Origin of the sequence: Desertivirga arenae, from assembly GCF_017355785.1 — a bacterium.
Classification (GTDB): domain Bacteria; phylum Bacteroidota; class Bacteroidia; order Sphingobacteriales; family Sphingobacteriaceae; genus Desertivirga; species Desertivirga arenae.
Map to the genome: position 1 here is coordinate 331,986 of NZ_JAFEWE010000004.1, position 24,598 is coordinate 356,583.

The window sequence follows — 24,598 nt, forward strand, 5'->3', positions numbered from 1 at the left end:
AAAAACAGGTTATCCGTCTTTTTGCCCGAATGAAAGATCTCCTGCATCTCCCAGCCCAGGTACAATATATGCTTTCGTGGTCATTTCATCATCAATTGCCCCCAGCCAGAGTTTTGCATGAGGCAGGTTAGCGCGTACGTGAGCTACTCCCTCAGTGCTTGCAATGACAGAAACAATATGAAGTTGTCTAATTTCATACTGCTGTAATAGCTCCTTACAACTTAAAACAATACTCTGTCCTGTAGCAAGCATAGGGTCTGATATTATTACAACTTTGTGGTTTAAGTCGGGACTTGAAACATACTCTTTCACGATAGTAAAGCCGCCGCCTTTGGTGTCCTGTCGAAAGGCTGCAATAAAAGCAGAATCGGCTTTGTCAAAAAAATTAAGTAGTCCCTGATGTAAAGGTAGTCCTGCCCTTAGAATAGTAGCAAGAACAGGTTGTTCCTGTATAATAGGAACTACAGCTGTACCTAAAGGTGTTTCAAATTCAGTTTCAATGTAAATAAGAGTTTTACTTATCTCGTAAGCGAAGATCTCGCCTATGCGCTCCATATTTCTTCTAAACCGCATGCTGTCTACCTGAATGTTGGCATCGCGTAACTCGGCTATAAAATTATTTGCTACGGAAGAGTTGTTACTTAGTACAAACATGATATTTAAAATTAAGCATTCTGTGTTGAAGGAACAGATATCTTTTCTAAAAGTGAGATCATGGGATGAATTATTTTACTAAACAACAATTATTTTTTTTAAGAAACTAATTATCAATGGCTAACGTTCATACCTCGAAAGCCAGGCTTTCATGATTGTTAAATAAGGTTTATCGGGGGGCCACGAGGTGGTCCCTTTTTAATTACCTTCCAAATTTCTTATAATGCTTATCTTTGATATTGCATGGATTTTAAACTTATATCTGATTATTCGCCCACCGGAGATCAGCCAGAAGCTATAAGGCAGTTGGTTGAGGGAGTTAGGAGTGAAGAGCATTATCAAACGCTTTTAGGAGTAACGGGGTCAGGTAAAACATTTACCGTTGCTAATGTTATTCAACAAACTCAAAAGCCTACTTTGATTCTTAGTCATAATAAAACACTAGCAGCGCAGCTATATGGAGAGTTCAAACAGTTTTTTCCAGATAACTCTGTTAACTATTTTGTTTCTTATTATGACTACTACCAGCCTGAGGCATATATATCTACTACAAACACTTATATCGAAAAGGATCTCCAGATTAATGAGGAGATTGAAAAACTGCGACTGAGAACAACGTCCTCATTAATGTCGGGAAGAAGGGATATAATTGTTGTATCGTCCATATCCTGCATTTATGGTATGGGAAACCCGGAGGACTTCTCCAATTCAGTTTTCAAAATCGCCGTTGGAACAAGGATCAGTAGAAATTCATTCTTACACCGCCTTGTTGAGATCCTTTATTCCCGTACTTCAGCTGATTTTAGAAGAGGGACATTCCGGGTAAAGGGAGATACTGTAGATATCTACCCTCCTTACATGGACTTTGCGTACAGAGTTTGTTTTTTTGGAGACGATATCGAGGAAATGATGACTATCGACCCCTCTACTGGTAAGACCCTCGAAAAAATGTCTCACATGGCTATTTACCCAGCCAATCTTTTTGTTACCCCCAAAGATCGTTTTAATCAATCCATTTGGGCGATACAGGAAGAATTGGAAGTAAGGAAACAACAATTTGTGCAAGAGCAGCGCTTTCTGGAAGCAAAAAGACTGGAAGAAAGAGTTAATTACGACCTTGAAATGATCCGTGAGTTGGGTTATTGCAGCGGGATTGAAAATTACTCACGTTTTTTTGATGGTAGACAACCCGGTATGCGTCCATTTTGCCTACTGGATTATTTTCCGGATGATTACCTGATGGTTATAGATGAAAGTCACGTTACTGTTCCTCAGATACGGGCAATGTACGGTGGAGATAGGTCCCGGAAAATGTCGTTGGTAGATTACGGATTCAGATTACCAGCGGCCTTAGATAACAGGCCTCTGAACTTTGAGGAATTTGAGCGACTGGCACCGCAGACTATTTATGTAAGTGCAACTCCCGGCGATTATGAATTACAGCAAACAGGAGGGGTGGTTGTAGAACAGGTGATTCGACCTACTGGATTATTAGATCCTCCGATAGATGTGAGGCCTATAATTAATCAGGTTGATGACTTACTGGAGGAAGTTGAACAAACGGTTAAGCAAGGCGACCGGATTTTGGTTACAACGCTTACTAAGCGAATGGCTGAAGAGCTGACCAAGTACATGGACAGACTTGGTATTCGTGTAAGGTACATTCACTCAGAAGTAAAAACTCTCGAAAGAGTTGAGATATTGAGGGGCTTGAGATTGGGCGAATTTGATGTGCTGGTTGGAATAAATTTGTTAAGAGAGGGACTGGATTTGCCGGAAGTTTCCTTGGTTGCAATTTTAGATGCGGATAAAGAAGGCTTTTTACGATCAGAACGTTCTTTGATACAGACTATCGGACGTGCTGCGCGGAATGATAGGGGACGAGTTATTATGTACGCTGATTCAATTACTGAGAGCATGCGTATCACTATTGAGGAAACAAATCGCCGGCGAGAGAAACAGATGAAATATAACGAGGAACACGGAATTGTACCTAGAACGGTAGGTAAATCCCGTGAAGCGATTATTGAACAAACTTCTGTGGTTGATTTTAAAGGTGGGGTGCAGAAAGCTTATGTTGATAGCGCTGATACGTTGGAGTCTATTGCAGCTGATCCAATAGTCCAATACATGAGTAAGCCTGAGCTTCAAAAGGCGATCGATAAAACGAAGAAAGACATGATGGCTGCAGCAAAAGATATGGATTTCCTTCTAGCCGCAAAACTTAGGGACGAAATGTTTGCCCTGGAAAAGATGATGGAGGATAAATTTGCAAAAAAAGCACCTTGATAAAAATCGGCGTAATCCTATTTCAATCAATGTAATCATAAAAAAAATGAACGGACAAAATAGAAAAGATATATATCCAGGTCTCGAGGTTGATATTATATTAAAGAAAGACCAAAGGACTGGAAAGCTTACACGCGGTGTCGTAAAAGATTTATTAACTAGCTCTTCCTTCCATTCAAGAGGCATTAAAGTAAGACTCGAAGATGGACAAATCGGCAGGGTAGCTTCAATTGTCGACGAGGAGTAAATAGATTGGCCTTGATCTTGCTGATAAAAGATAATTATCATAGAATTGCAACGTTAAATAGCTTCAGAAACTTCTGAAGATATTTGTAGTCAAAATTGCACACGTTTAAAAATGGCAGTAATTAAATTTTTATTTATATCCATCTTGGTAATGTGGCTGATAAAGCAGATCGTTAAACTGCTTTTACCCATGTTGTTTCAAAAGGTGGTTAGCAAAGCTCAGGAAAACGCTCAGGCTCAATATCAAAGCCAGCAGAATTACCAGCAACAAAAACCTATTGGTAAGATATCAGTTGATTATGTCCCTCCGAAAGATAAGGAAGCCAGGGCTGCTGATAAAGCAGGCGACTTTATTGACTTTGAAGAGGTAAAATAAAAGTCAGTACAGGTTCTTAATGCATTTTAAGAACCTTTTTTTCGACTTATTAATATACTGTAGCTTCGAGCCCATTCACTTAATTCTTTTGTAGTACCATCCCATCAGTAGTTTATTTGCGTGGCTACTAAAATATTCCATTGTACATCTATCCTTTTTTCTATTTTTGATACCCAACAATTTTTGAAGAATGACGACCTGGTTTAAAAGAAATGGTATTCATCTAGCCATTATCGGACTGTTTATATTAGTGTGTTTCGTTTACTTCCTACCAGCTATTCAGGGCAAGGTGCTTAATCAGCACGACGTGCTTCAGGCGAAAGGAATGCAAAAGGAAATAATGGATTTCCGGGAGAAAGACGGTACAGCACCTCTCTGGACCAATTCTATGTTCGGTGGGATGCCCGCCTACCAAATATGGATGAGGTTTCCCAAGAATGTTACCACTTATGTTATTTCATCTTTAAAGGCCGTTTTTCCTAGTCCCATAGACACAGTTCTCCTTTATCTTGTCGGTGCTTATTTCCTATTTTGCGTATTAAAAGCTAAGCCTTGGCTAGCAGCAGCAGGAGCAATTGCTTTTGCGTTCTCTTCTTACAACTTTGCAATTATAGAAGCAGGTCATGCAAACCAGGCTTTAGCCATTGCTTTTTTTGCTCCTCTAGTTGCAAGTATTATTCTCACACTTAGAGGTAGATATCTTTTAGGCGGTTCATTAACAGCCTTTTTCATGGCGATGGAAATCAGAAGCAATCATATTCAGATGTCATATTATCTGTTTATAGCCTTGTTGATTCTAGTTGGTATTGAGCTTTACCATGCTATTAAAAATAAAACTCTCCCTCTTTTTGCTAAGGCCGTAGGTACTCTGGCTATATCTGTGATAATTGGTGTTGCTGTAAATACAAGTCTTCTCTGGACAACCTACGAGTATGGACAAGAGTCTATCAGAGGTAAGTCTAACCTGAAAACAGAAGGAGATAAACCTTCTAACGGGTTAGATAAGGATTATGCTTACGCCTGGAGCCAGGGAGTAGGGGAGAATATTACGTTTTTGGTTCCTAATGCTTACGGAGGTTCTTCTGTTGGAAACCTGGACGAAAATTCAGAGGTTGCAAAAGCATTGATTGGTAAAGGGGTTCCCGCTGACCAGGCTGCAGGAATTGCGAAACAAATGCCGACCTATTGGGGGGAAAAGAGCTACACTGCCGGCCCCTTTTACTTTGGAGCAACTATCTGCTTTTTGTTTATTTTGGGACTATTAATAGTTAGGGACAGAATAAAATGGTGGGTTTTGGGAGCTGTTGTGCTCACTTTGTTCTTGTCTTTCGGTAAAAACTTCCCGCTTATCTCTGATCTATTCTTCCACTATTTTCCACTTTATAACAAGTTTAGAGCCGTTGAATCTATCCTTGCTGTAACCGGATTGTTGTTCCCTATACTGGCGGTATTGGCAGTTCGAGACCTGACAGCGGATAAGGTAGATTCTAAAGAATTGCTGAAGAAGTTTAAGCTTGCTTGCTACATTACCGGAGGTATCCTGTTAATTATAATTGTTATTCCGAGCTTATTGCTAAGCTTCAAAACTTCTACTCACCAGTCGTTCATTGATCAGCTTACGCAGGCATTCGGCGATCAAGGCATTGCAAATATCGTAGCAAATGCTTTAATTTCTGACCGTGAAAGTTTGGCCAGAATGGATGCCATACGGTCATTGGTTTTTGTTGCTATCGCTGCTACTATAATTTGGGCGCTAATCCAAAGGAGGTTAAAATCAGAGCTCTCTTTCATTCTATTATTCGCACTTGTTCTCATTGATCTTTGGAGTGTTGACAAAAGATATCTTAACAATGACAAATTTGTAGAAAAGCAAGATATGGTATTTCAGCCTCGTGAAGTAGATCAGTTGATTTCAAGGGATCAGACATTGGATTACCGTGTACTTGACTTAACAACGGATCCGTTTTCCAGTGCTTATACTTCCTATTTTCATAAATCAGTCGGAGGATACCATGCAGCAAAGTTGAAACGGTATCAGGAGGTTATTTCGAAGCAGTTTAATAATGCCATCAATGAGGATGTGTTGGATATGCTTAACACTAAGTATGTCATCACTACAGGTCCGGATGGACAATCTCAGAAGATGGTTAATCGGGCAACAGCATGCGGGAATGCCTGGTTTATTACCAACGTTCTCTATGTTAAGGACGCTGATGAGGAGATGACGGCAATAAACAGCTTTGACCCGAAGAAGGAAGCTATTGTAAGTGAAGAATTTAAGCCCTTGATTAACGAGAAGAAGCTAGGGACAACTACTAATGCTTCTATTTCGTTAACTGGCTACCACCCTGATCGTCTCACTTACGAGTACACAGCGCCTAATGATGTTATCGCTGTATTTGCTGAGATCTGGTATACAAAGGGCTGGAACGCTTATGTCGACGGGGTTAAAATCCCTTACTTTAGAGCGAATTATATCTTGAGGGCAGCTCAGCTTCCGGGCGGTAACCATAAGCTCGAATTTAGATTCGAACCCACGTCTTACTACACAGGTGAGAATATATCACTTGCTGCTTCAATATTGATGATAATTGGTTTAGGAGCGGTAGGCTTTAAAGAAAGTAGGAAAAAGAAGGAGGAAGCTTAATTGCTTTTACTTCGTAAAAAAAGGGTAATCTGCAGATTGCCCTTTTTTTGTGATCAATCATTTGTTCGCTTGTTCTTCAAATAGTAAAGAATAAGATTTTTAGCAATAACCACATGGTTCAGGAGATTAGGAATCAATCCATAATATTTGGAAAAAATTCTGAACCTCTCTATTAAACTCTGCCGGTGTTTCTTCTTAGACATACCTCCAACAAGGTATTTCGCCACATAGGTCCTGGTGTTAACGACTTTCTTTGCCTTACTCAGCGCATTCAAGACCCAGTCGATATCTGAACTTAATTGATAAGAGGTGTCATATGTAGAAGCAAGGGATCGCTTAATATATATCGCTTGATGGCTCACACTCATACCGTATTTAAAGCTTCCTATGGTTAACTCCTGAGGTGCCTCGTGTCTTCTTTTTCCCAGGCTTGTCCATGTATCGTCGAACATCTCGGTTTCTCCATAATAGACGTCTGCGTGAGGATTGCACGAGAAGACTTTTTCTACGGTATCAGTATCATATATTTCGTCGCCCGAATTCATGAACAAAACATAATCACCAGTCGCCAGCTTAAGTCCTTTGTTCATCGCATCATAAATGCCATTGTCTTTCTCGGAGATGAAAGCACTTATCTGATCTCTATATTTTCTGATGATTTCAATGGTGCCATCAGTAGAACCACCGTCTACTATAATATATTCAATCCTGAAATAGCTTTGATTAATTACAGACTGTATCGTTCTCTCAATATCACGAACATTATTATAAACAATGGTGATAACCGAAAGTAAAGGTTTAAATGGCACATCATGGCCCAGTAACTGTTTGTATACATTCAGGTGCTTTTTTGCGATAACCTCCTCTGAAAATTGCTCTTCCACCATTAGTCTTGAAGTCTTATTTAAAGCTTCTTTATCTGCGAACTTATACACCCATTCAATGCCTTTTGCGAAGTCCTCTGATGACTTATATTCAGCGAGATATCCATTTTTCTGATGTTTAACCATATCCGGAATTCCGCCGGTAGTAAAAGCAACAACAGGCGTTCCACAAGCCAGGCTTTCCATTACTGTATTGGGGAGGTTATCCTCTAAGGAAGGGGTTAAAAAAACGTCAGCAGCGCTATAGCAGATCGCTAGCTGGTCATCATTAGATATTGTACCAAGAAAAGTGGTTTTCACAGGAAATGCCGGAACGTTCTCGGCGTCACGATTTCCAAATACGATCAGTTCAACATCCTCTGCACGGCAAGCTTCGCTTTTTATTAAAATGTCCAGTGCTGCAAGTAAATAAGGGGTGCCCTTATGTAAATCCTTACGAGATGGCATAAATCCGCTAAGCATGATAAACTTTTTGGCTGGTAGGTTAAGATGTTCCCTGGCATGAGCTTTACCGTAAGGCTTGAAGACAGAGGTTTCAAGAGTATTTGGAATTACCCGGATCTCCCGGTCTTTTAAAAGCTTGCTTCGTTTTATTGAATTTTTCATCCAAAAGCTGGGAGCTACAATAGTGAAACTGAGGTCCGCGTAAGCTTTCTCCTTAGACTTCCAGATCTTATGGGACTGGTCATTGTCTGCCGTGGCCTTTAAGATCGGGCAGTTACCACATTCATTTTCAAAGTGGTCGCATGAATAGCGGACATGGCATCCTCCTGTAAACGCATTGCTGTCGTGAAACGTCCAGACAATAGGTTTGTTCAGCCTAGCAAGCTTTTCCAGATCTTGCGGTCGTAAAAAGGCATGGTTTACCCAATGAAGATGAATAATATCGGCTTCTTGAACAACAGGATGTGTAGTCGGATCGATACCCCAGACGGGTATTGAAAAAGGGATCTTTAGTTTCTTTGCATAAGCGGAAGAAATAAATCTTTCCAGAAGTATTCCGAAGACTGCAATTGCTTTTGCAATCTTGCCATCTCGAAAACTTTTAATATGTGGGTTTTTGCCAAACTTAAACCCAACCCATACCTCCGACGAAACTCCCTCCTGGCCATTTAACGCTTGATTTAACCTTAAACAAGCTCTTCCGGCACCGCCATTTCCATCATAGGTATTAAGGTGAACTATTTTCATTAAATGCAGAGGATTAAAATTTTTCCCGGGCAAATCTAACTATCCTTTGCCACAGATTCCCCTTACGATGTTTAAGAAACTCTCTGATGGCCAGGTACGCTTCCCGATTTTCTTCGATCTTTTCCGGGAAGTATGAAACGTGATGGTTGCTTATACTCACCGAATACATAGAGTTTTTTCCCGAGTGTACTCCGGTACCATCATGGCCTATATTATCAATAAGTGAATGCGCAGGGTTCAGACAAAGACCATTTTTCAAAAATATGGAAGCATACCAGCGGATCGCCCATGAATTGTTCTGACCGCGTTTAAACTCGTTCACCTGTTTCCAGAAGTTCATAGTACGATCAATAGAAAAATCGTTGATCTTGCTCGAATCAAACTGTTGAATGATTTTATCAATGTTCGGTTCGAAGTATTCCCAGGCTCTTTTCCATGTTGCCCAGCCCCAGCTGCCAGCTGCCCGGTAGAGAAAGGTTTCTGGTAGGGTAGAGGCATTCTTTAAAGGATACATATAGGCACAGATGTGCATTACCCTTTCTTCAAGCGCGTAGTGGTTTAAAGCATCGTTGAAATATTGCAGAGAGTAAGGGGAAGATAAGAGGTCATCTTCAAAAACAATTACCTTTCCGTATTCCTCCGTAAGCCGCGTCACGCCGTCAATGATAGAATCCGCAAGTCCCAAATTCTTTTCCCGCTCTACTACTTCAACCGATTTGAATCCTTCAATTCCTTTTAATAGTTCCCTAACTTCATTTACATAAGGCTCATGTCCCCGTTTTGGGCCATCAGAAAAAACAAAAAGTCTAGACTCTTTTGCCAGAAAGTTCTGTTGCAGGAATTTGATTGTCCTTCTGGTATGTTCAGGTCTGTTGTAAACAAATAGGGCTATTGGGGCTAATGCTTTCATAAGGCATAACTTATAAAGCAGATACGTACTCTTTGTATTTGTTAGCTTCTTTCAGGTTAAGGTAATGCTCCCGGTTCTGTTCTAAATTATCGTATGTTAAGGCTTTTACTTCCTCTACATTAAAGTCCAAACCATTTTCCGGTTTACCCGGAACTACATATCCAATTCCGTAATCACAATCAAATACAGCTATCTTAAGATCCTTCCTCCTTGATCTTAACTCAACCAGGGCTTTCCAGGTATCTCCATTCCATTCCCCTGTCCATCCTGGAGGCGGATTTTTTCTGATCTCCATAGGGGAATAGCCACGAACTGATGCTGCATAAGAAGCTGGGTTACAATCATGCATCAATATTACGCCGCCTTCGTTCAAAAATCTCAGCGAATTTTCTACGTCGACCACAACTTGCTCATGCATATGTAAGCCATCCACAAATATTACATCTATTCCGCCTATTTCCTTTATGTAATCTGCTTTTTGTGAAAAAAAGTCGTCGCTGGTTAATTCAAAGAAGACATTATTGAAATTTGAAAAGTTGTTTAGATAAGCTTTAATCTTTTTGGTTGGCTTAATGATAAAGTTGGGATCAACAGCAACTTTCTTATCCGCCTTAATTTTAAAAAAGCAAAAGCCAGTTTGCACACCTATTTCCACATAATTAACCTTACCCTTTTTTTGTTTGATCTTGTCCAGAAAGGCCTGGATTATGTCATACCTTTTTATATCAATCATTTTAATCTTTTTTTCCTAATTTTCCAGAACTTCCGTCTTCAACGGCCCCTTTTATACTTCTAAATTCGTCCCCTTTTCCAGTTAGAATACTTGAAATAGCCAGTGCTCCCAAATATAATTGCTTGTTAATACTATAAACGATTTTATTTTTGAATGCAAACCGATTATTGAAGTAAATCATATTTCTGACATGATAATATGTTCTGAAGGAATAAAGGTCCAGAAGTCTGGAGCGGTACCATGCAGCTCTATAATCAATACCAACAGATTTGTCTATATCAATAATTTTAGAGGAAGGGATTAACCATATAGAATATCCCTTTGATGTAATCCTATAAGTATACTCGGTATCATCAACATAAAGAAAGAACCGATCATCTGGAAATCCGATACGCTGTAACAGGGATTTAGGAAGTAAAAGACCACCATAAGGCACATAAGGGATTTTAGCTGCTTCTTTTAAAGTTTTTGAACTTCTAGCTAGGATCTTATCCTTAAGTTTTTTGTATTGGTTATAAGGAATCTTGAGAAAGTTAAACCCCAGGAAATTGTCCGTTGTTAAATAGAAGCGATAAGGGTCTTCTCCTTTGGCTATTTTCGCATGCTGCTTCCGATCTTCGCGCATACAGTATAGTGCGTCGTTATCTTCTATTTTTTCAACCGCTTTTCTCTTTGCAAGCAAGTTTTCCAGGCAAGATCGATCAGGTAGATTATCATCGTCAAGAAGGAAAACGAAATCACATTCGATAGATGAAGCATATTCTAATCCCTTTTTATAACCACCTGCAGATCCAAGATTCTCTGGCTGCGTTAATACAATTATTCTATCTGATCCAAGATCTTTGATGTGTTTTTCAACCGAATATACAGATGCATTATCTACTACAACAATATTGGTTACTATCTCTGATTCTAAAGCTCTTTTCAGAACTTGTTCCAGAAATTTCCATCTATCACCATAGGTCACTGTCACCACGCAAACTTTATATTCTATCTTTGCCATGTAGCGCCAAAAATAAATTAAAATTTTGAAGGTGCGATTTTCAATTATTGGATGGGAATTATTCAACAGCAAACTGTTAAAGGTGCGTTCTACTCGTACCTTGGTATCTTAATAGGTTTTTTTACTACAAGCATATTACAGCCGTGGGTCCTCTCACCAGAAGAAGTAGGGCTAACAAGTATCCTTTCTTCATCGTCGCTCATGTTTGCGCAATTTGCTATTCTAGGGTTTAATGGCACCACTCGCTATTTTCCTCACTTTAGAGATGAGAAGAATAACCATCACGGCTACCTTTTCTTGTTCTGCCTTGTTGGTTTTATCGGTTTTGTATTGTTTACTGTAATTGCTGTATTTCTAAAAGACGAGATTATTAATCAGGAGGCACAAGATTCAGATATTTTTAAAGAATATTATTGGTATTTAATTCCCTTAACTCTGTTTACCTTGTATTTTAACGTCTTCGACCTTTATGCTCAACGTTTGTATGATACTGTGTCAGGAAGAGTTCTGCGAGAGTTTGCGAAAAGGGTTTTTATCCTTTTGGCAGTATTATTCGTTGCCTTCAGGTTTGTTGAGTTTCGTGTTTTTATGCCCCTGTGGCTGCTCGCTAACCTTATACCAACCGTTCTGCTAGCTTGGAAATTGTACAAGAGGAAGCAGTTGAACCTGAAATCAGATTTCCAGTTTATAGATCAAGATCTGAGAAAGAAGCTGGTCTCTATAAGTCTTTTTGCTATTCTAACAGGGTCTGCTCCCCTAATAGTAGAAAATATAGATAAATTTATGATCAATGGTAAGTTCGGGTTAGACAGTACAGGAATTTATTCTATAGCACTTTATTTTGGTACAGTAATCACATTGCCTGCAAGATCGTTGTATAGTATCGCCTATACAGTTGTTTCTGAGTCTTGGAAAAGTAATGATTTGGCTAATATCCGGATGATATACAGGAAAAGTTGTTCTAATCAATCTATTGCTGCAGTTTTTATCTTTACGATTATCTGGGTCAATATTGATAACATTTTTAAGGTTCTTCCTCCAGAATATGCGGCAGGTAAATATGTGGTGTTTTACATAGGGTTGGCAAGTATAATAGACTCAGCAACGGGGATAAATGGAGTAATACTCGCTACGTCAAGATATTTCAAGTACGACTCTTTATTTTATCTGGTACTTGTGGGGGTAACTATTCTCCTCAACTTACTTTTAATCCCTCCCTTCGGGATTACAGGTGCTGCTATGGCAGTTGCTGGTACTTATTTTGTCTTCAACTTGTTTAGGTTGATCTTTATTTATAAAGCCTTTGAAATGCAGCCCTATACTAAGGGTTTTCCAATTATTTTTGTAATAGGAGTTATAGTATACTACATCACTGTATCCATACCCGACATCGGCAACCCTTACTTAGATTCGGTTAGCAAAGCAATTGTAGTGTCAATACTTTATGGCGCTGGCATTTATTTTACCAGAGTCTCCGAAGACATTAATAACATCGCTGATTCGGTATTGGCAAGAGGTCTTGATTACATCAAAAAAAAATAGGCCAAGCTTTTACAGTCTGGCCTATTTTTTATTCGCAATAATTACTGCTATCTTATTGTGCAAATCTCTTTGCGTTGATCTTACGCTCGTTTTCTGTCAGATAGATTTTACGTAAACGCATGCTTTGAGGAGTTACTTCTATGTACTCGTCAGCCTGGATATATTCCATTGCTTCTTCCAGAGAGAATTTGATGGCAGGTGCAATACGCGTGTTGTCATCTGTTCCTGATGCACGCATGTTAGTCAACTGCTTTCCTTTTACAATATTTATCACCAGGTCATTATCGCGGATATGCTCCCCAAGGATTTGGCCTTCATAAACTTCAGCTCCCGGGTCAACAAAGAAACGGCCGCGATCCTGTAGTTTATCAATAGAATAAGCTGTCGAAGAGCCTTTCTCCATCGATACCAGTACTCCGTTTAATCTTCCAGGGATCTGACCTTTCCACGGCTCATATGCTTTGAAGCGGTGCGCCATGATAGCCTCACCCGCTGTCGCGGTAAGAACATTGTTTCTCAGTCCAATGATCCCGCGGGATGGAATTTCAAATTCAAGATGCTGAAGATCTCCTTTTGGTTCCATGATCAGTAATTCACCTTTACGTTGAGTAACCAGTTCAATAACTTTACCTGCAACATCTCCTGGTACGTCAACGATCAAAGTCTCAACAGGCTCACATTTAACCCCATCGATTTCTTTAACGATAACCTGTGGTTGTCCTACTTGTAACTCATATCCTTCACGACGCATAGTTTCGATCAATACAGACAAGTGAAGAATACCTCTTCCGTAAACCAGGTAAGCATCAGGAGACTCAGTTTCAACAACCTTTAATGCAAGGTTCTTTTCGGTTTCCTTGTATAAACGCTCGCGCAGACGTTGAGAGGTTACAAATTTACCCTCTTTACCAAAGAATGGGGAATTGTTTATCGTGAACAACATATTCATGGTTGGTTCATCGATTTTGATAACTTCTAATTGCTCAGGATTTTCAAAATCAGCAATTGTATCACCAATGTCAAAACCTTCAATACCAACAACTGCACAAATATCACCAGAACCTACTTCCTGAACTCTAACTTTTCCTAAACCTTCGAAAGTATAAAGTTCTTTGATCCGGCTTTTTACAACCTTACCATCTCTTTTAACCAGAGATACTGGCTGATTCTCTTTTATCACTCCACGTGCAACACGACCGATCGCAATACGACCAACGAATGAAGAATAATCCAGAGATGTAATCTGCATTTGAAGAGTACCTTCAAATACCGGAGCAGGCGGAATATTCGCCAGGATAGCATCCATTAGAGGGAAGATGTTGTCAGTCGGCGTTTTCCAATCTGTGTTCATCCAACCTTGCTTAGACGATCCGTAAACAACCGGAAAATCCAATTGCTCTTCAGTTGCATCAAGGTTAAAGAACAGTTCGAAGATCTGCTCATAAACTTCTTCCGGGCGACAGTTCTCTTTGTCTACCTTGTTTACCACCACAATGGGTTTCAATCCAAGGGAAAGAGCCTTCTGTGTTACGAAACGAGTTTGTGGCATCGCACCTTCAAAAGCATCACAAAGTAGTAATACTCCGTCGGCCATTTTCAATACACGTTCCACCTCGCCACCAAAGTCGGCGTGGCCCGGAGTATCTATGATGTTAATTTTAACGTCTTTATATTTTACAGACACGTTCTTTGAAACGATGGTAATACCACGTTCACGCTCCAAATCATTGTTGTCAAGGATCAATTCACCAGTCTCCTGATTGTCCCTGAAAATTGCACATGAGTGTAAAATCTTATCAACCAGAGTAGTTTTACCGTGGTCAACGTGTGCGATAATCGCAATGTTTCTAATATTCTGCATGAAAAATGCTTCTCAAAATTTGCGCAAAGGTAGCGTTTTATTTTTGTATTTCCTTGTATTTATAAACTTGAAAACTAATGACAATCAGGCATTAACAAAAGTTTAACTTTGTTTATGGAACTCCAGGAACTGTTAGTGGCTGCTTTGTTTCTAATTGCAGTGAGTTATATTGGAAGAAGTATTTACAGGAATGCCCGTCCACAGAATGGCTGCGGTACTAGTTGTAAATGCGGAATTGACTTTTCGGAAATTGAAAAGGAGTCACAAGATTAGTCTTTAAAGAAGCTTATGCTTTCTTTTCTATCAGACATACTGCATAGGCTACAACACCTTCTTCTCTACCGATAAAACCCATTTTTTCATTTGTAGTAGCCTTAATTGAGATGTCCTCCTCAGAAATTGAAATTGCTTCAGCTATATGCCTTTTCATTTCAGGTACATGTGGATTCACTTTTGGTGCCTCAAGACATATCATTGCGTCAATATTACCGATAGTCCAGCCTTTTTCTCCAATAAGCCTTACACATTCTTTCAGTAAAAGTAAGCTGCTTATCCCCTTCCAACGATCGTCCTTATTCGAAAAATGATAACCTATATCCCTTAAGTTTGCTGCTCCAAGTAAAGCGTCACAAATTGCATGAAGCAACACATCTGCATCACTATGTCCGTAAGCACCGCTATGATGCTCTAATTTTACGCCGCCCATTACAAAAGGGTGTCCTTCCTTTAATTCATGGACGTCAAATCCAAAACCTACTCTTATTTTCATTTTTTTTCAGCAAAGGTAAACGCTAATGAAAATCTAAGTGTATTGGCAAGCGGGGATTTTTGCTGATTAGCCAAAATATAGGCAAAGTCAAGATTAAAATAATTGTACTGAAGTCCTGCCCCAAGTGTCAAGTAGTTCCGGTTGCCTTTATTCGGGTTTTCGTAAATATAGCCTGCCCTTAATGCAAACTGCTTGTTATAAACGTACTCTAGTCCTGCCGAATAGCTTATTTCCTGCATCTCCTCTTTGAAACCTCCGGGTGCATCTGTAAAAGATCCGAATATTGCAGATGGCACAGATAGGGTTGCGGGATCTCGTCCCGATACAATAACTGTTTCATTGTCTTCCGTCCTTGTTACTGGAGGAGAGGGGACTAGTAATTTATTAAGATCAAGAGCAAAGGTAAGTTCGCTTAAAGCGTCAGGGAAGAACGTAGCTGCTCCCCCTAAACGAAAGTTCGTGGGAAGGAATACTTTGTTATTGCTTCCTTCAACATATTCGATCTTATTTCCAATATTTGAAATATTCAGTCCGGCCGCTAATCGCGAATCATATCCTAAAAAAACGGTTTCTTTCTTAAGATAAGCCGAAACATCTGCTGCCAATGCTGTTCCTGGTTTTGCCTGACCATTACCTGTAACCATATTTGATCCCAGATTAGACCTTATGAACCTCAGGGCTGTTCCCAGTGAAAAGTTCTCTCCAAATTTTCGGGCAAAAGTTCCGTCAATGGCAAACTCATTAGGACTGTAACTTCCCGTGGATTGCCCGGATTCATTAGTTAAGGCAATGTCTCCCAGAGAAAAATAACGAAGGCTTCCTCCAATCACATTCCTGTCGTCAACTCTATAGTAACCACTTAAGTAAGCCAAATTTATATCAGGAACGAGTCTTTGCAGCCAAGGACTATAGGATAATGAAACGCTCCCATTGCCCTGAGTAAAAGCAAGCTTTGATGGGTTCCAATGGATTGCATTGGCATCAGGTGATACCGCAACACCAGCTTCACCCATTGCTCCAGCTCGTGAGTCCGGACCAATCAATAAAAACGGCACACCTGTTTGTATTAATCTGCTTCCAGATCGTCCGTCTGTTGTTGTTTCATCGACCGTGCTTTGTGCAATAGTATCAAGTGAAGTAGATGTCAGGATAAATAAAGACAACGCCTTAATTATCTTGTTATAACCTTTCATGCTTTAAAAGTATTAAAAAAACGTTTACAACAACAATTATTTGGGCATAAAGACGAAAAAGTGGCGTCTGTTATATGCTCTTATTTACAGGATCCTTTCTAATAAAATTCGTAACCCTTAATTAATGTTTTCGTATCAGGAGCTTGTTAACACATTACACATCTGCTTAAATCATTTTTTTATGTTAATGATTTATAGCTACTTTTAGCAATTAATGCTCATAATAAAAAATGAAAAGAATATCAATAGTTTTTACAACGGGGTTGCTTGTGCTGGGATTGTTTGGGACTGCATGTAAAAGCAAAAGCGGAGGCGCTTCTACAAAAACCGGCTGGAAGTATAATGACAAATACAACGGCGGTTTTCAGGTAGCAAAAAAAGTTAAGCCAGGTGCAGGTCCGGGCTTAATTGCTATCGAAGGAGGAACTTTCGTTATGGGTGGTAGCCTTGATCAGGATTTATCCTATGAATTTGATAACGTAAGAAGACGGGTTTCGGTGGCCTCTTTCTATATGGATGAAACTGAAGTTTCAAACGTAGACTGGCTGGAATATCTTTATGATCTTCGTCAGAAGTTTCCGAACGACAGGGAACTATATTATAACGCACTTCCTGATACTCTTGTATGGAGACGTCCATTATCCTATAATGAGCCTTATGTAGACAATTACTTACGTCACCCTGCATATCAGGATTATCCGGTAGTGGGTGTTACCTGGGAACAAGCGGTTGCCTATTGTGAATGGCGTACAGATCATGTGAACGAAGGCATACTTCGGGAAAGAGGTATTCTGGCTGATTTTAAAACTAAGACAGGTAAAGGAAAAGGCCAGGCAGCGGGTGCATCAACAGCTTCAGCTGAGCCCTTCAATACTGATATATATTTAAACGGGCAGATCAGAGGAGAAGGAGTAGATGGAAAAAGGATGATCAAAGATCTAAGTCCAAATGCTCAGGCTTCTGGTGCAGGTGCAAAAAAGGGAGGAGCTCCAACACGCCCAGCGAGATTGGAAGATGGGATTTTAACCCCTCCTTACAGACTTCCTAGTGAAGCTGAGTGGGAATATGCAGCTTTAGCTTTGGCTGGAAATACTGAATACGAGAACATCAATGATGGTAAGATATATCCATGGAATGGTTTAGGTGTACGTTCAGCTAAACAAAGTACCAGAGGTTTGATCATGGCTAACTTTAAAAGAGGGCAGGGTGATAATATGGGTACTGGTGGCTATCTTAACGATAAAGCCGATATTACTGCACCTGTAAAGAGTTACATTCCTAATGACTTCGGTTTGTATAACATGGCAGGGAACGTGAACGAATGGGTGAGAGATACTTACAGAAAGTTATCTTTCGAGGATTTCGAAGATTTTAACCCTTTCCGTGGTAACCAGTATGTAAACAAGCGTCTGGCCGATAGAAATACCGGAGTTTATGCCAAGGATAAATACGGTAAACCAATAAAAGATGCCGCTCCTTCAAGGAAGAAGCAATCTTGGAAGGAACTGAACGGAGCTGTTGATTCCGCTAAAAATACAGCTATCGCAGGCAAGCCGTTCGATCCGGATATGCGAGGATTCAGAGACACGGTAAACGCGAAACTTTACGGTACCTCTACCCTGGTTAATGATCAGTCAAAGGTTTATAAGGGAGGATCCTGGAATGACAGAGCTTATTGGTTAAACCCTGCGACAAGAAGATTTATGCAACAAGATGAGTCGAGTGCAGAAGTAGGGTTCAGATGTGCCATGAATATGGTGGGTACAGCCGAGATTAATCCGAAAGGCAAGCCTCAATTCCGTCAGCCACCTTCAAAGGCTGCTAAATCACTTTCAAAGAAGTAAGTACTATTTAAGATAGAGAAAGCCCGGGGAGATGTCTTCGGGCTTTTCTGTTATAAGCAAAAAAAGCCCGGTAAAAATTACCAGGCTCTTATGCATTATTTTTATTATAGTAAATCTGATCAGAATTCTTTATTTGTATAAAGGGAACTCCTCCATTAACTCTTCAACCTTCTTGCGAACTTTTTTAAGAGCTGCCTGGTCATCAGAATTCAGGATAACAGTATCGATCAGGTCAACAATTTTATCCATGTGCTTTTCTTTCAAACCACGGCTGGATATTGCTGCTGAACCTACACGAATTCCTGAAGTAACAAATGGCGATTTGTCATCGAAAGGAACCATGTTCTTGTTAACTGTAATATGAGCTTGCTGTAAAGCAGCTTCAGCAACTTTACCCGTAATATTTTTATTTCTAAGGTCAATCAACATTAAATGATTATCAGTACCTCCTGAAATAATTTCATAACCGCGACTTACAAAAGCGTCAGCCATTGCAGAAGCGTTTTTCTTAACTTGTGTTACATATTTTAAATAGTCGTCTGTTAATGCTTCTCCGAAGGCAATAGCTTTAGCAGCGATAACATGCTCTAATGGTCCACCCTGAGTTCCAGGGAAAACAGCCATATCAAGAAGTGAAGACATCGGTCTGATTTCACCTTTAGGTGTTTTTAAACCGAAAGGATTTTCAAAGTCTTTACCTAACATGATCATTCCACCACGAGGTCCTCTCAACGTTTTATGCGTTGTGGTTGTAACAACATGGCAATGCGGTAGCGGATTATCAAGAAGCCCTTTAGCGATCAAACCAGCAGGGTGTGAAATATCCGCCAAAACTAAAGCTCCTATCTGGTCAGCTACTTCACGGATAAACTTATAATCCCACTCACGTGAATAAGCAGACGCACCACATACTATCAATTTCGGTTTCTCTCTAAGAGCAGTTTCTTCCAGTTGCTTGTAGTCGATTCTTCCAGTTTCTTTTTCAACTCCGTAGAAGAATGGTTGGTAAAGCTTACCAGAAAAGTTAACAGGAGAACCGTGAGTTAAGTGTCCTCCATGAGAAAGATCAAATCCTAAGATTTTATCACCAGGTTGAAGCAATGCAAGCATCACAGCAGCATTTGCTTGTGCCCCTGAGTGAGGCTGAACGTTTACCCACGCTGCGTTGAAAAGTTCTTTAGCGCGCTCAATTGCGATTGTTTCAATTTGATCTACAACTTCGCAGCCACCGTAATAACGCTTTCCCGGAAGTCCTTCTGCATATTTGTTTGTAAGGACAGATCCCGCTGCTTCCATTACCTGTTTGCTTACAAAGTTTTCAGAAGCAATAAGCTCCAGACCGCTTTCCTGGCGCTCCAGTTCTTCTTCAATCAGCTTAAAGATAACTTTATCTTTCTTCATTACTTATGTTTGATTAATTATAAACTACTCTAATTCGGTATTTTTTTTGTTCGACACCCAGAAATCATTAAAACCTAGACCTGTCTGAATTGATATTAATTGCTGTTGCAACATTTCCAACACCGCAAGGAAATTGTACACAAAGTGCACCCTGTTTTCTGAATTCCTCAGCATCTGTTGAAAATCAATTTTCTCGTTGAGACTTAATAACTCGCCGATCACCTTTTTTTGTTGCTCAATAGTATAGGGATATTGTACAACTGTATGAGTTGCGTCAACACTTCTGCTCCTGTATCTGCTCATCATTCGTTCGTAAACAAGTAATAAACGATACAAACCTAACGTAGATAGCTCTTCTCCAGCTTCAGATGTTTCAGCCGCAAGTTTAAGATCCTCAGCAATATTTCCACGTTTTTCCTGCTTGAATCGTTCTGCTTCCAGCACTCTGAGCTCTTCAGAAACCTGTTTGAATCTTTTGTATTCAATCAGCTTCTGCACAAGGTCTTTCTTCAAATCAACCTCATTCCCAACCTCGTCAAGTTCAGGGCGGGGTAAAAGCATCTTTGCTTTTATGCGCATTAACGTAGCTGCAATGAAGATAAACTCGCTGGCAATCTCAATGTTGAGGGCATTCAGTTGTTGAATATAACCGAGAAAGTCGTCTGTAATTCTTGCAATTGGAATGTCGTGAATATCCAGCTCATCCCGTTCAATGAAGAACAAAAGAAGATCAAAGGGGCCTTCAAACTGTGGCAGCTTTATTGCGAAAGTTTCTTGCTGTATCACCGCGAGGCAAAAATAAAAAAAATGGGGGTTATATTCTTATTGTAAGTACGAAAAGATTCTGCTGGAGGAAACGATGCTTATTTTATTACCATCCCGACAGGTAGAATTTAGAACAATCCCTGATTGAAAGCGTTGAACATGACAATCTGTTGAGCTAATGAGCCTGTATACGGTTTGTAAATAAACTCAATCCAGTCATATTTTGTCAATTTTATTGAGTTAATTTGTGGTTTATTTTTTAACAACCTACCAGTATGGAAGTAAAGGCGGGAGAACTATTAGAGCAAATAAACTTTCCTTCTGATCTGAAGAAATTTAGCGACAACGACCTTGAGAAGGTTTGTCAGGAGTTACGTCAATATATAATTGATGTCGTTTCTGTTAATGGCGGACATTTTGGCGCCAGTCTGGGTGTTGTTGAGCTTTCTGTCGCTTTACATTATATTCTTAATACACCTTACGATCAACTTGTCTGGGATGTGGGGCATCAGGCCTACGGCCATAAAATACTAACAGGACGACGTTCAGTTTTTCATACAAACCGTATTTATAAAGGAATTAGTGGTTTCCCTAAAAGGGCTGAAAGTGAATATGACACTTTTGGTGTAGGTCACTCTTCTACTTCAATCTCCGCAGCCTTAGGGATGGCAGTAGCTTCTCAATATAAAGGTGAGAAGGACCGTCAGCACGTCGCTGTAATTGGTGATGGAGCAATGACAGCCGGTATGGCTTTCGAAGCATTAAACCACGCAGGAATAGAGAACTCTAATCTTTTGGTGATCCTGAATGACAATTGTATGTCTATTGATCCGAATGTTGGTGCACTTAAGGAGTATTTGACCGATATAACAACTTCAAGGCAATACAATAAGTTTAGAGACGACATATCTCATGTTCTTGGAAAGCTCTCCGAGCTGGGGCCAAATGCACATACCGTCGTTAAAAAGATAGAAAAGAGCATTAAGGGTACTCTGTTAAAGAAGAGCAACTTCTTCGAAGCCCTTAAGTTCCGCTACTTCGGGCCAATTGATGGGCATGACGTGAAGCACCTGGTTAAGGTTTTGAGGGATTTGCGGGAAATTCCAGGACCTAAGCTGTTACATTGCGTAACAGTGAAAGGTAAGGGCTTTGCGCTAGCAGAAAAAGATCAAACAAAATGGCATGCCCCGGGCCTCTTTGACAAGATCACGGGAGAGATTAAAAAAACGGTGTCTGAAAAGCCGCAGCCACCAAAATATCAGGATGTATTTGGGCACACAATAGTTGAACTGGCAGAAGCTAATCCAAAGATCATGGGTATTACCCCTGCTATGCCTTCAGGAAGCTCTTTAAACATTATGATGAAGGCTATGCCCAAGCGGGCCTTCGATGTAGGTATTGCAGAACAACACGCTGTAACATTCTCGGCAGGTCTTGCCACCCAAGGCCTTGTTCCTTTTTGTAATATCTACTCCAGTTTCATGCAGAGAGCTTATGATCAGGTGATTCACGATGTAGCACTGCAGAAGCTTAATGTCGTTTTTTGTCTTGACAGAGGTGGCTTTGCAGGAGCAGATGGGGCTACACATCACGGCGCGTATGACCTGGCTTATATGCGGAGTATTCCTAATATGATTGTTTCTGCTCCAATGAATGAAGAAGAACTGCGAAACCTCATGTTTACAGCCCAGCAGGATAATATGGGACCATTCTCAATTCGTTATCCTAGAGGGCAAGGGGTACTAACCGATTGGAGAAGACCATTAAATGCAATTCCGGTAGGACGGGGCCGAAAAGTGTGTGATGGAGAGGATGTTGCGATACTGACCATAGGGCACATTGGTAACGAAGCTGTAAAGGCTACTCTCAAGCTAAATGAAGAAGGTATTTATCCTGCACATTACGATTTGAGGTTTGTGAAACCTCTTGATGAAGATTTGCTGCATGAAGTATTCCGGAAGTTTGATAAAGTCATTATCGTAGAAGACGGATGTCTTCCAGGAGGTTTCGGTAGTGCAGTTGTGGAGTTCATGGCTGATAAGGGTTATTCATCGAAAGTAACACGTCTTGGGATTCCTGATTCTATTATTGAGCATGGAGAACAGGCTGAGTTATGGGCTGAATGTGGATTTGATGCAGATGGAATTGCAGCCTCTGTAAGGAATATGGCTATTAGCAGAAGGACGGAAACTCTTGCTAGTTAATAATATTAGGTTATAACAAAAGAGAAAAAGGTGGATGGGCTCTAATGTACATCCACCTTTTTCTTTTAGGATTGTTGCTCTTTCAAAAATTCTGCAGCCTCTTCTACCTCTTTGTACCAATCTTCTCCGTAGTTTCGGATCAATGGCTCTTTCAGAAACTTATACACAGGAACTTTAAGGGAGTTGCCAAAAGAACAGGCCGGGCTACATATATGCCATCGATCATAATTCAGTACTTCAAACTCAGGATAAGCTGTGATCCTGATAGGATATAAGTGACATGATACTGGTTTTTTCCAATGGATTTTCCCCTCTAGATAAGCTTTCTCAATAGCACACTTACTTATACCGTTCTCCCACATCACATACGCACATTCCTTATTCCCATCCACGCAAGGAGTGGTATAGTCGCCTTCAAAGTCTTCTACCCAGGTTCCGTATTCCTCAATAGTCTTAATGCCCTCCTCGGTCATGTAAGGCTTTACAAGAGGGTAGATCTCCTCCAGTACTTTAAGCTCTGTCTTACTCAAGGGTGCTCCTGAGTCACCCTCAACGCAACATGCTCCCTTGCATTTTTCTAAGTTGCACACAAAATTCTCACTGAAGACATCCTCATGCACTAAAGTGTGCTGTATCTCTATCATGCTTAATTATTACTAATGATGATTATTTATTAACGTTAAGGGGGTATTTCAAATTATTGGCTGAAGTAAGTTCCATTGTTACCGAACCAACGAGGATATCTACCTGAGCTTTAACAGGGATCCTATTCCCATCATCTGTTATCCATAGAAATAGCTTACTATCTTTTTTAAAGATCCTGCCAGGCTGAATAGTTGGACTAAATTTTAAGCAATTAAAATATCCCAAGGCAGTCTTCACCCTTTCTTTTCCAATATAGGTTATCTCCAGCGAGGCCACGGTATCATCAAGGAAGTAATACATTTTTAGGGGCGCTCCAGCTTTTACATCAGACATATCAAGGTTCCTGGCGAAGTAATAGGCAGAAACAACATCAAAGGTTTGATCTTTAGCTTTGAAGGTTCCCTTATTAGCAACAACCTTATGCTGATCCTGATAGAACCGGGCTTTATCTTTCCTTCGGTAATTAGACTCGTGAATGTTCTCAGTATATAAGTGAGGAAGGAAGGTTTCCTTGTCAATGAAGGAGTCATACCGATTCCTTACTTTATAAAAAATATCAAAAGTTCCTGAGGTTTTTCCTTGCGCCACTAAATTAAAAACAGGCCTGTTGCTCAGCTTCAGATCTGTATCTTCTACCTTTAAGGTGGCTTCTGCAGCAGTAATGAAACCATAGCGCAGACGATACTTCAATGTCTCACCAGGCTTAAAAACAGGCTCGCTTTTGCTATCAAGCGATTGTGCAACAACAAACTGAGTTACCAGTGCAAATAATATAAGTGTGAATAATCTCTTCATATGTAATTTCTCCGTCCCATCATTATACTGACAAGACGAATGCAGGTTGGTTTAAAGTTGCATTTCCCTTAATCTTTTCTTTTATAGATTGGGACTGTTGAACAGGGTTCTCCGTACATTATACTTTTAGCAACTTTTGTTAATCTTGCAGTTAATTCAACATAAGCTGAAACAGGAATATTAATATCACCGCATCCCTTGATGACAATTCGCTCATCCTTATATTTTTCAATATCAATGCTATTAATAGCCTTTTCAAGAATCAGGGTTTCCAGGGTTTCTAAAGAACCAAATACTATGGTTGAAGCATATGGAGTCATTTTGTTAGCCAAAAGCATGTAAGCCCAGGTAGGTACAATGGCATCTGTTGAGCAGGTAACTGCAACATGCTTGCCTTGGTATTGGGTCCAGTCGTGTTGTTTAATGAACTCTCTAAAGTCCTTCTCCTTTAAAATTAACCCATGAAAAAGGTTGTCTTTTATATCATAAACAATTCGTTCTCCCGCTGGATAGATATCTGCTAGGTCAAAGCTTATTAATCCACTTTGAGCTACTTTATTTATAATGTTTTCCTGTATTTCCATATCCTTTAAAGTCAATGCAAAGGTATTACCAAATGACTGATAAGGAGTTAAGCTTGTGTAAA

Annotated in this window: 21 protein-coding genes; 8 read left to right on the forward strand and 13 right to left on the reverse strand. The window is 40.0% G+C overall.

Going from position 1 to position 24,598, the window contains the following annotated elements:
• Window positions 1–9: 9 nt before the first annotated feature.
• Window positions 10–654, reverse strand: a complete 645-nt coding sequence (gene upp, locus J4N24_RS11190; RefSeq protein WP_207533773.1) for a uracil phosphoribosyltransferase — start codon at window positions 652–654, stop codon at window positions 10–12.
• Window positions 655–897: 243 nt separating this feature from the next.
• On the opposite strand from upp, the gene uvrB reads away from it, so the two are divergent.
• The 4 genes from uvrB to J4N24_RS11210 all read left to right on the forward strand — a co-directional run bounded on the left by uvrB (window position 898) and on the right by J4N24_RS11210 (window position 6,212).
• On the forward strand, window positions 898–2,943 hold the full coding sequence (gene uvrB, locus J4N24_RS11195; RefSeq protein ID WP_207533774.1) for an excinuclease ABC subunit UvrB: 2,046 nt from the start codon (window positions 898–900) through the stop codon (window positions 2,941–2,943).
• A gap of 46 nt (window positions 2,944–2,989) precedes the next feature.
• Entirely contained in the window at window positions 2,990–3,190 is a 201-nt protein-coding gene (locus J4N24_RS11200) for a YwbE family protein (RefSeq protein ID WP_207533775.1), read from the forward strand.
• 111 nt (window positions 3,191–3,301) lie between these two features.
• Entirely contained in the window at window positions 3,302–3,565 is a 264-nt protein-coding gene (locus J4N24_RS11205; protein WP_207533776.1) for a DUF4834 family protein, read from the forward strand.
• 190 nt (window positions 3,566–3,755) lie between these two features.
• Window positions 3,756–6,212, forward strand: a complete 2,457-nt coding sequence (locus J4N24_RS11210; RefSeq protein ID WP_207533777.1) for a YfhO family protein — start codon at window positions 3,756–3,758, stop codon at window positions 6,210–6,212.
• Window positions 6,213–6,265: 53 nt separating this feature from the next.
• Here the strand turns inward: J4N24_RS11210 and J4N24_RS25880 are convergent, their stop codons facing one another.
• The 4 genes from J4N24_RS25880 to J4N24_RS11230 are packed head-to-tail and all read right to left on the reverse strand — an operon-like array spanning window position 6,266 to window position 10,933.
• Entirely contained in the window at window positions 6,266–8,287 is a 2,022-nt protein-coding gene (locus J4N24_RS25880; protein WP_207533778.1) for a glycosyltransferase, read from the reverse strand.
• A 13-nt stretch (window positions 8,288–8,300) separates the two neighbouring features.
• Window positions 8,301–9,197, reverse strand: coding sequence for a glycosyltransferase family protein (locus J4N24_RS11220; RefSeq protein ID WP_207533779.1), 897 nt, complete (start codon window positions 9,195–9,197; stop codon window positions 8,301–8,303).
• A gap of 10 nt (window positions 9,198–9,207) precedes the next feature.
• On the reverse strand, window positions 9,208–9,930 hold the full coding sequence (locus J4N24_RS11225; protein WP_207533780.1) for a class I SAM-dependent methyltransferase: 723 nt from the start codon (window positions 9,928–9,930) through the stop codon (window positions 9,208–9,210).
• Window position 9,931: 1 nt separating this feature from the next.
• Window positions 9,932–10,933, reverse strand: a complete 1,002-nt coding sequence (locus tag J4N24_RS11230; RefSeq protein ID WP_207533781.1) for a glycosyltransferase — start codon at window positions 10,931–10,933, stop codon at window positions 9,932–9,934.
• A 51-nt stretch (window positions 10,934–10,984) separates the two neighbouring features.
• Here J4N24_RS11230 and J4N24_RS11235 point away from each other — a divergent pair, with 51 nt between their 5' ends.
• Window positions 10,985–12,475 carry a lipopolysaccharide biosynthesis protein gene (locus J4N24_RS11235; protein WP_207533782.1) on the forward strand — a complete coding sequence of 497 codons (1,491 nt, stop codon included), beginning with the start codon at window positions 10,985–10,987 and terminating at the stop codon, window positions 12,473–12,475.
• Between the two features lie 52 nt (window positions 12,476–12,527).
• On the opposite strand, the gene typA is transcribed toward J4N24_RS11235, so the two are convergent.
• On the reverse strand, window positions 12,528–14,336 hold the full coding sequence (gene typA, locus J4N24_RS11240; protein ID WP_207533783.1) for a translational GTPase TypA: 1,809 nt from the start codon (window positions 14,334–14,336) through the stop codon (window positions 12,528–12,530).
• A 114-nt stretch (window positions 14,337–14,450) separates the two neighbouring features.
• Between typA and J4N24_RS11245 the strand changes: the two genes are divergently transcribed.
• A complete protein-coding gene (locus J4N24_RS11245; RefSeq protein WP_207533784.1) occupies window positions 14,451–14,609 on the forward strand; it encodes a FeoB-associated Cys-rich membrane protein in 159 nt (52 codons plus the stop codon).
• Window positions 14,610–14,622: 13 nt separating this feature from the next.
• Here J4N24_RS11245 and ispF read toward each other — a convergent pair whose 3' ends face one another.
• Window positions 14,623–15,105, reverse strand: a complete 483-nt coding sequence (gene ispF, locus J4N24_RS11250; protein WP_207533785.1) for a 2-C-methyl-D-erythritol 2,4-cyclodiphosphate synthase — start codon at window positions 15,103–15,105, stop codon at window positions 14,623–14,625.
• Entirely contained in the window at window positions 15,102–16,298 is a 1,197-nt protein-coding gene (porV, locus tag J4N24_RS11255; protein WP_207533786.1) for a type IX secretion system outer membrane channel protein PorV, read from the reverse strand. The genes ispF and porV overlap by 4 nt, the downstream gene beginning before the upstream one ends.
• Window positions 16,299–16,528: 230 nt before the next feature.
• Between porV and J4N24_RS11260 the strand changes: the two genes are divergently transcribed.
• The gene (locus tag J4N24_RS11260) at window positions 16,529–18,142 is read left to right on the forward strand and encodes an SUMF1/EgtB/PvdO family nonheme iron enzyme (protein WP_207533787.1); all 1,614 of its coding nucleotides are present in this window, start codon (window positions 16,529–16,531) and stop codon (window positions 18,140–18,142) included.
• Window positions 18,143–18,271: 129 nt separating this feature from the next.
• Here J4N24_RS11260 and glyA read toward each other — a convergent pair whose 3' ends face one another.
• Window positions 18,272–19,543 carry a serine hydroxymethyltransferase gene (gene glyA, locus J4N24_RS11265; RefSeq protein WP_207533788.1) on the reverse strand — a complete coding sequence of 424 codons (1,272 nt, stop codon included), beginning with the start codon at window positions 19,541–19,543 and terminating at the stop codon, window positions 18,272–18,274.
• A 24-nt stretch (window positions 19,544–19,567) separates the two neighbouring features.
• Window positions 19,568–20,329 carry a segregation and condensation protein A gene (locus J4N24_RS11270; RefSeq protein ID WP_369806222.1) on the reverse strand — a complete coding sequence of 254 codons (762 nt, stop codon included), beginning with the start codon at window positions 20,327–20,329 and terminating at the stop codon, window positions 19,568–19,570.
• A gap of 254 nt (window positions 20,330–20,583) precedes the next feature.
• Here J4N24_RS11270 and dxs point away from each other — a divergent pair, with 254 nt between their 5' ends.
• On the forward strand, window positions 20,584–22,512 hold the full coding sequence (gene dxs, locus J4N24_RS11275; RefSeq protein WP_207533789.1) for a 1-deoxy-D-xylulose-5-phosphate synthase: 1,929 nt from the start codon (window positions 20,584–20,586) through the stop codon (window positions 22,510–22,512).
• 65 nt (window positions 22,513–22,577) lie between these two features.
• On the opposite strand, the gene J4N24_RS11280 is transcribed toward dxs, so the two are convergent.
• The 3 genes from J4N24_RS11280 to J4N24_RS11290 all read right to left on the reverse strand — a co-directional run bounded on the left by J4N24_RS11280 (window position 22,578) and on the right by J4N24_RS11290 (window position 24,536).
• Window positions 22,578–23,156: a DUF3109 family protein gene (locus tag J4N24_RS11280; protein WP_207533790.1), complete on the reverse strand. Its 579-nt coding sequence runs from the start codon at window positions 23,154–23,156 to the stop codon at window positions 22,578–22,580.
• 22 nt (window positions 23,157–23,178) lie between these two features.
• Window positions 23,179–23,952 (reverse strand): DUF3108 domain-containing protein, encoded by a 774-nt coding sequence (locus J4N24_RS11285; RefSeq protein WP_207533791.1) that lies wholly within the window; start codon window positions 23,950–23,952, stop codon window positions 23,179–23,181.
• A gap of 68 nt (window positions 23,953–24,020) precedes the next feature.
• The gene (locus J4N24_RS11290; protein WP_207533792.1) at window positions 24,021–24,536 is read right to left on the reverse strand and encodes a DUF2480 family protein; all 516 of its coding nucleotides are present in this window, start codon (window positions 24,534–24,536) and stop codon (window positions 24,021–24,023) included.
• Window positions 24,537–24,598: the final 62 nt, after the last annotated feature.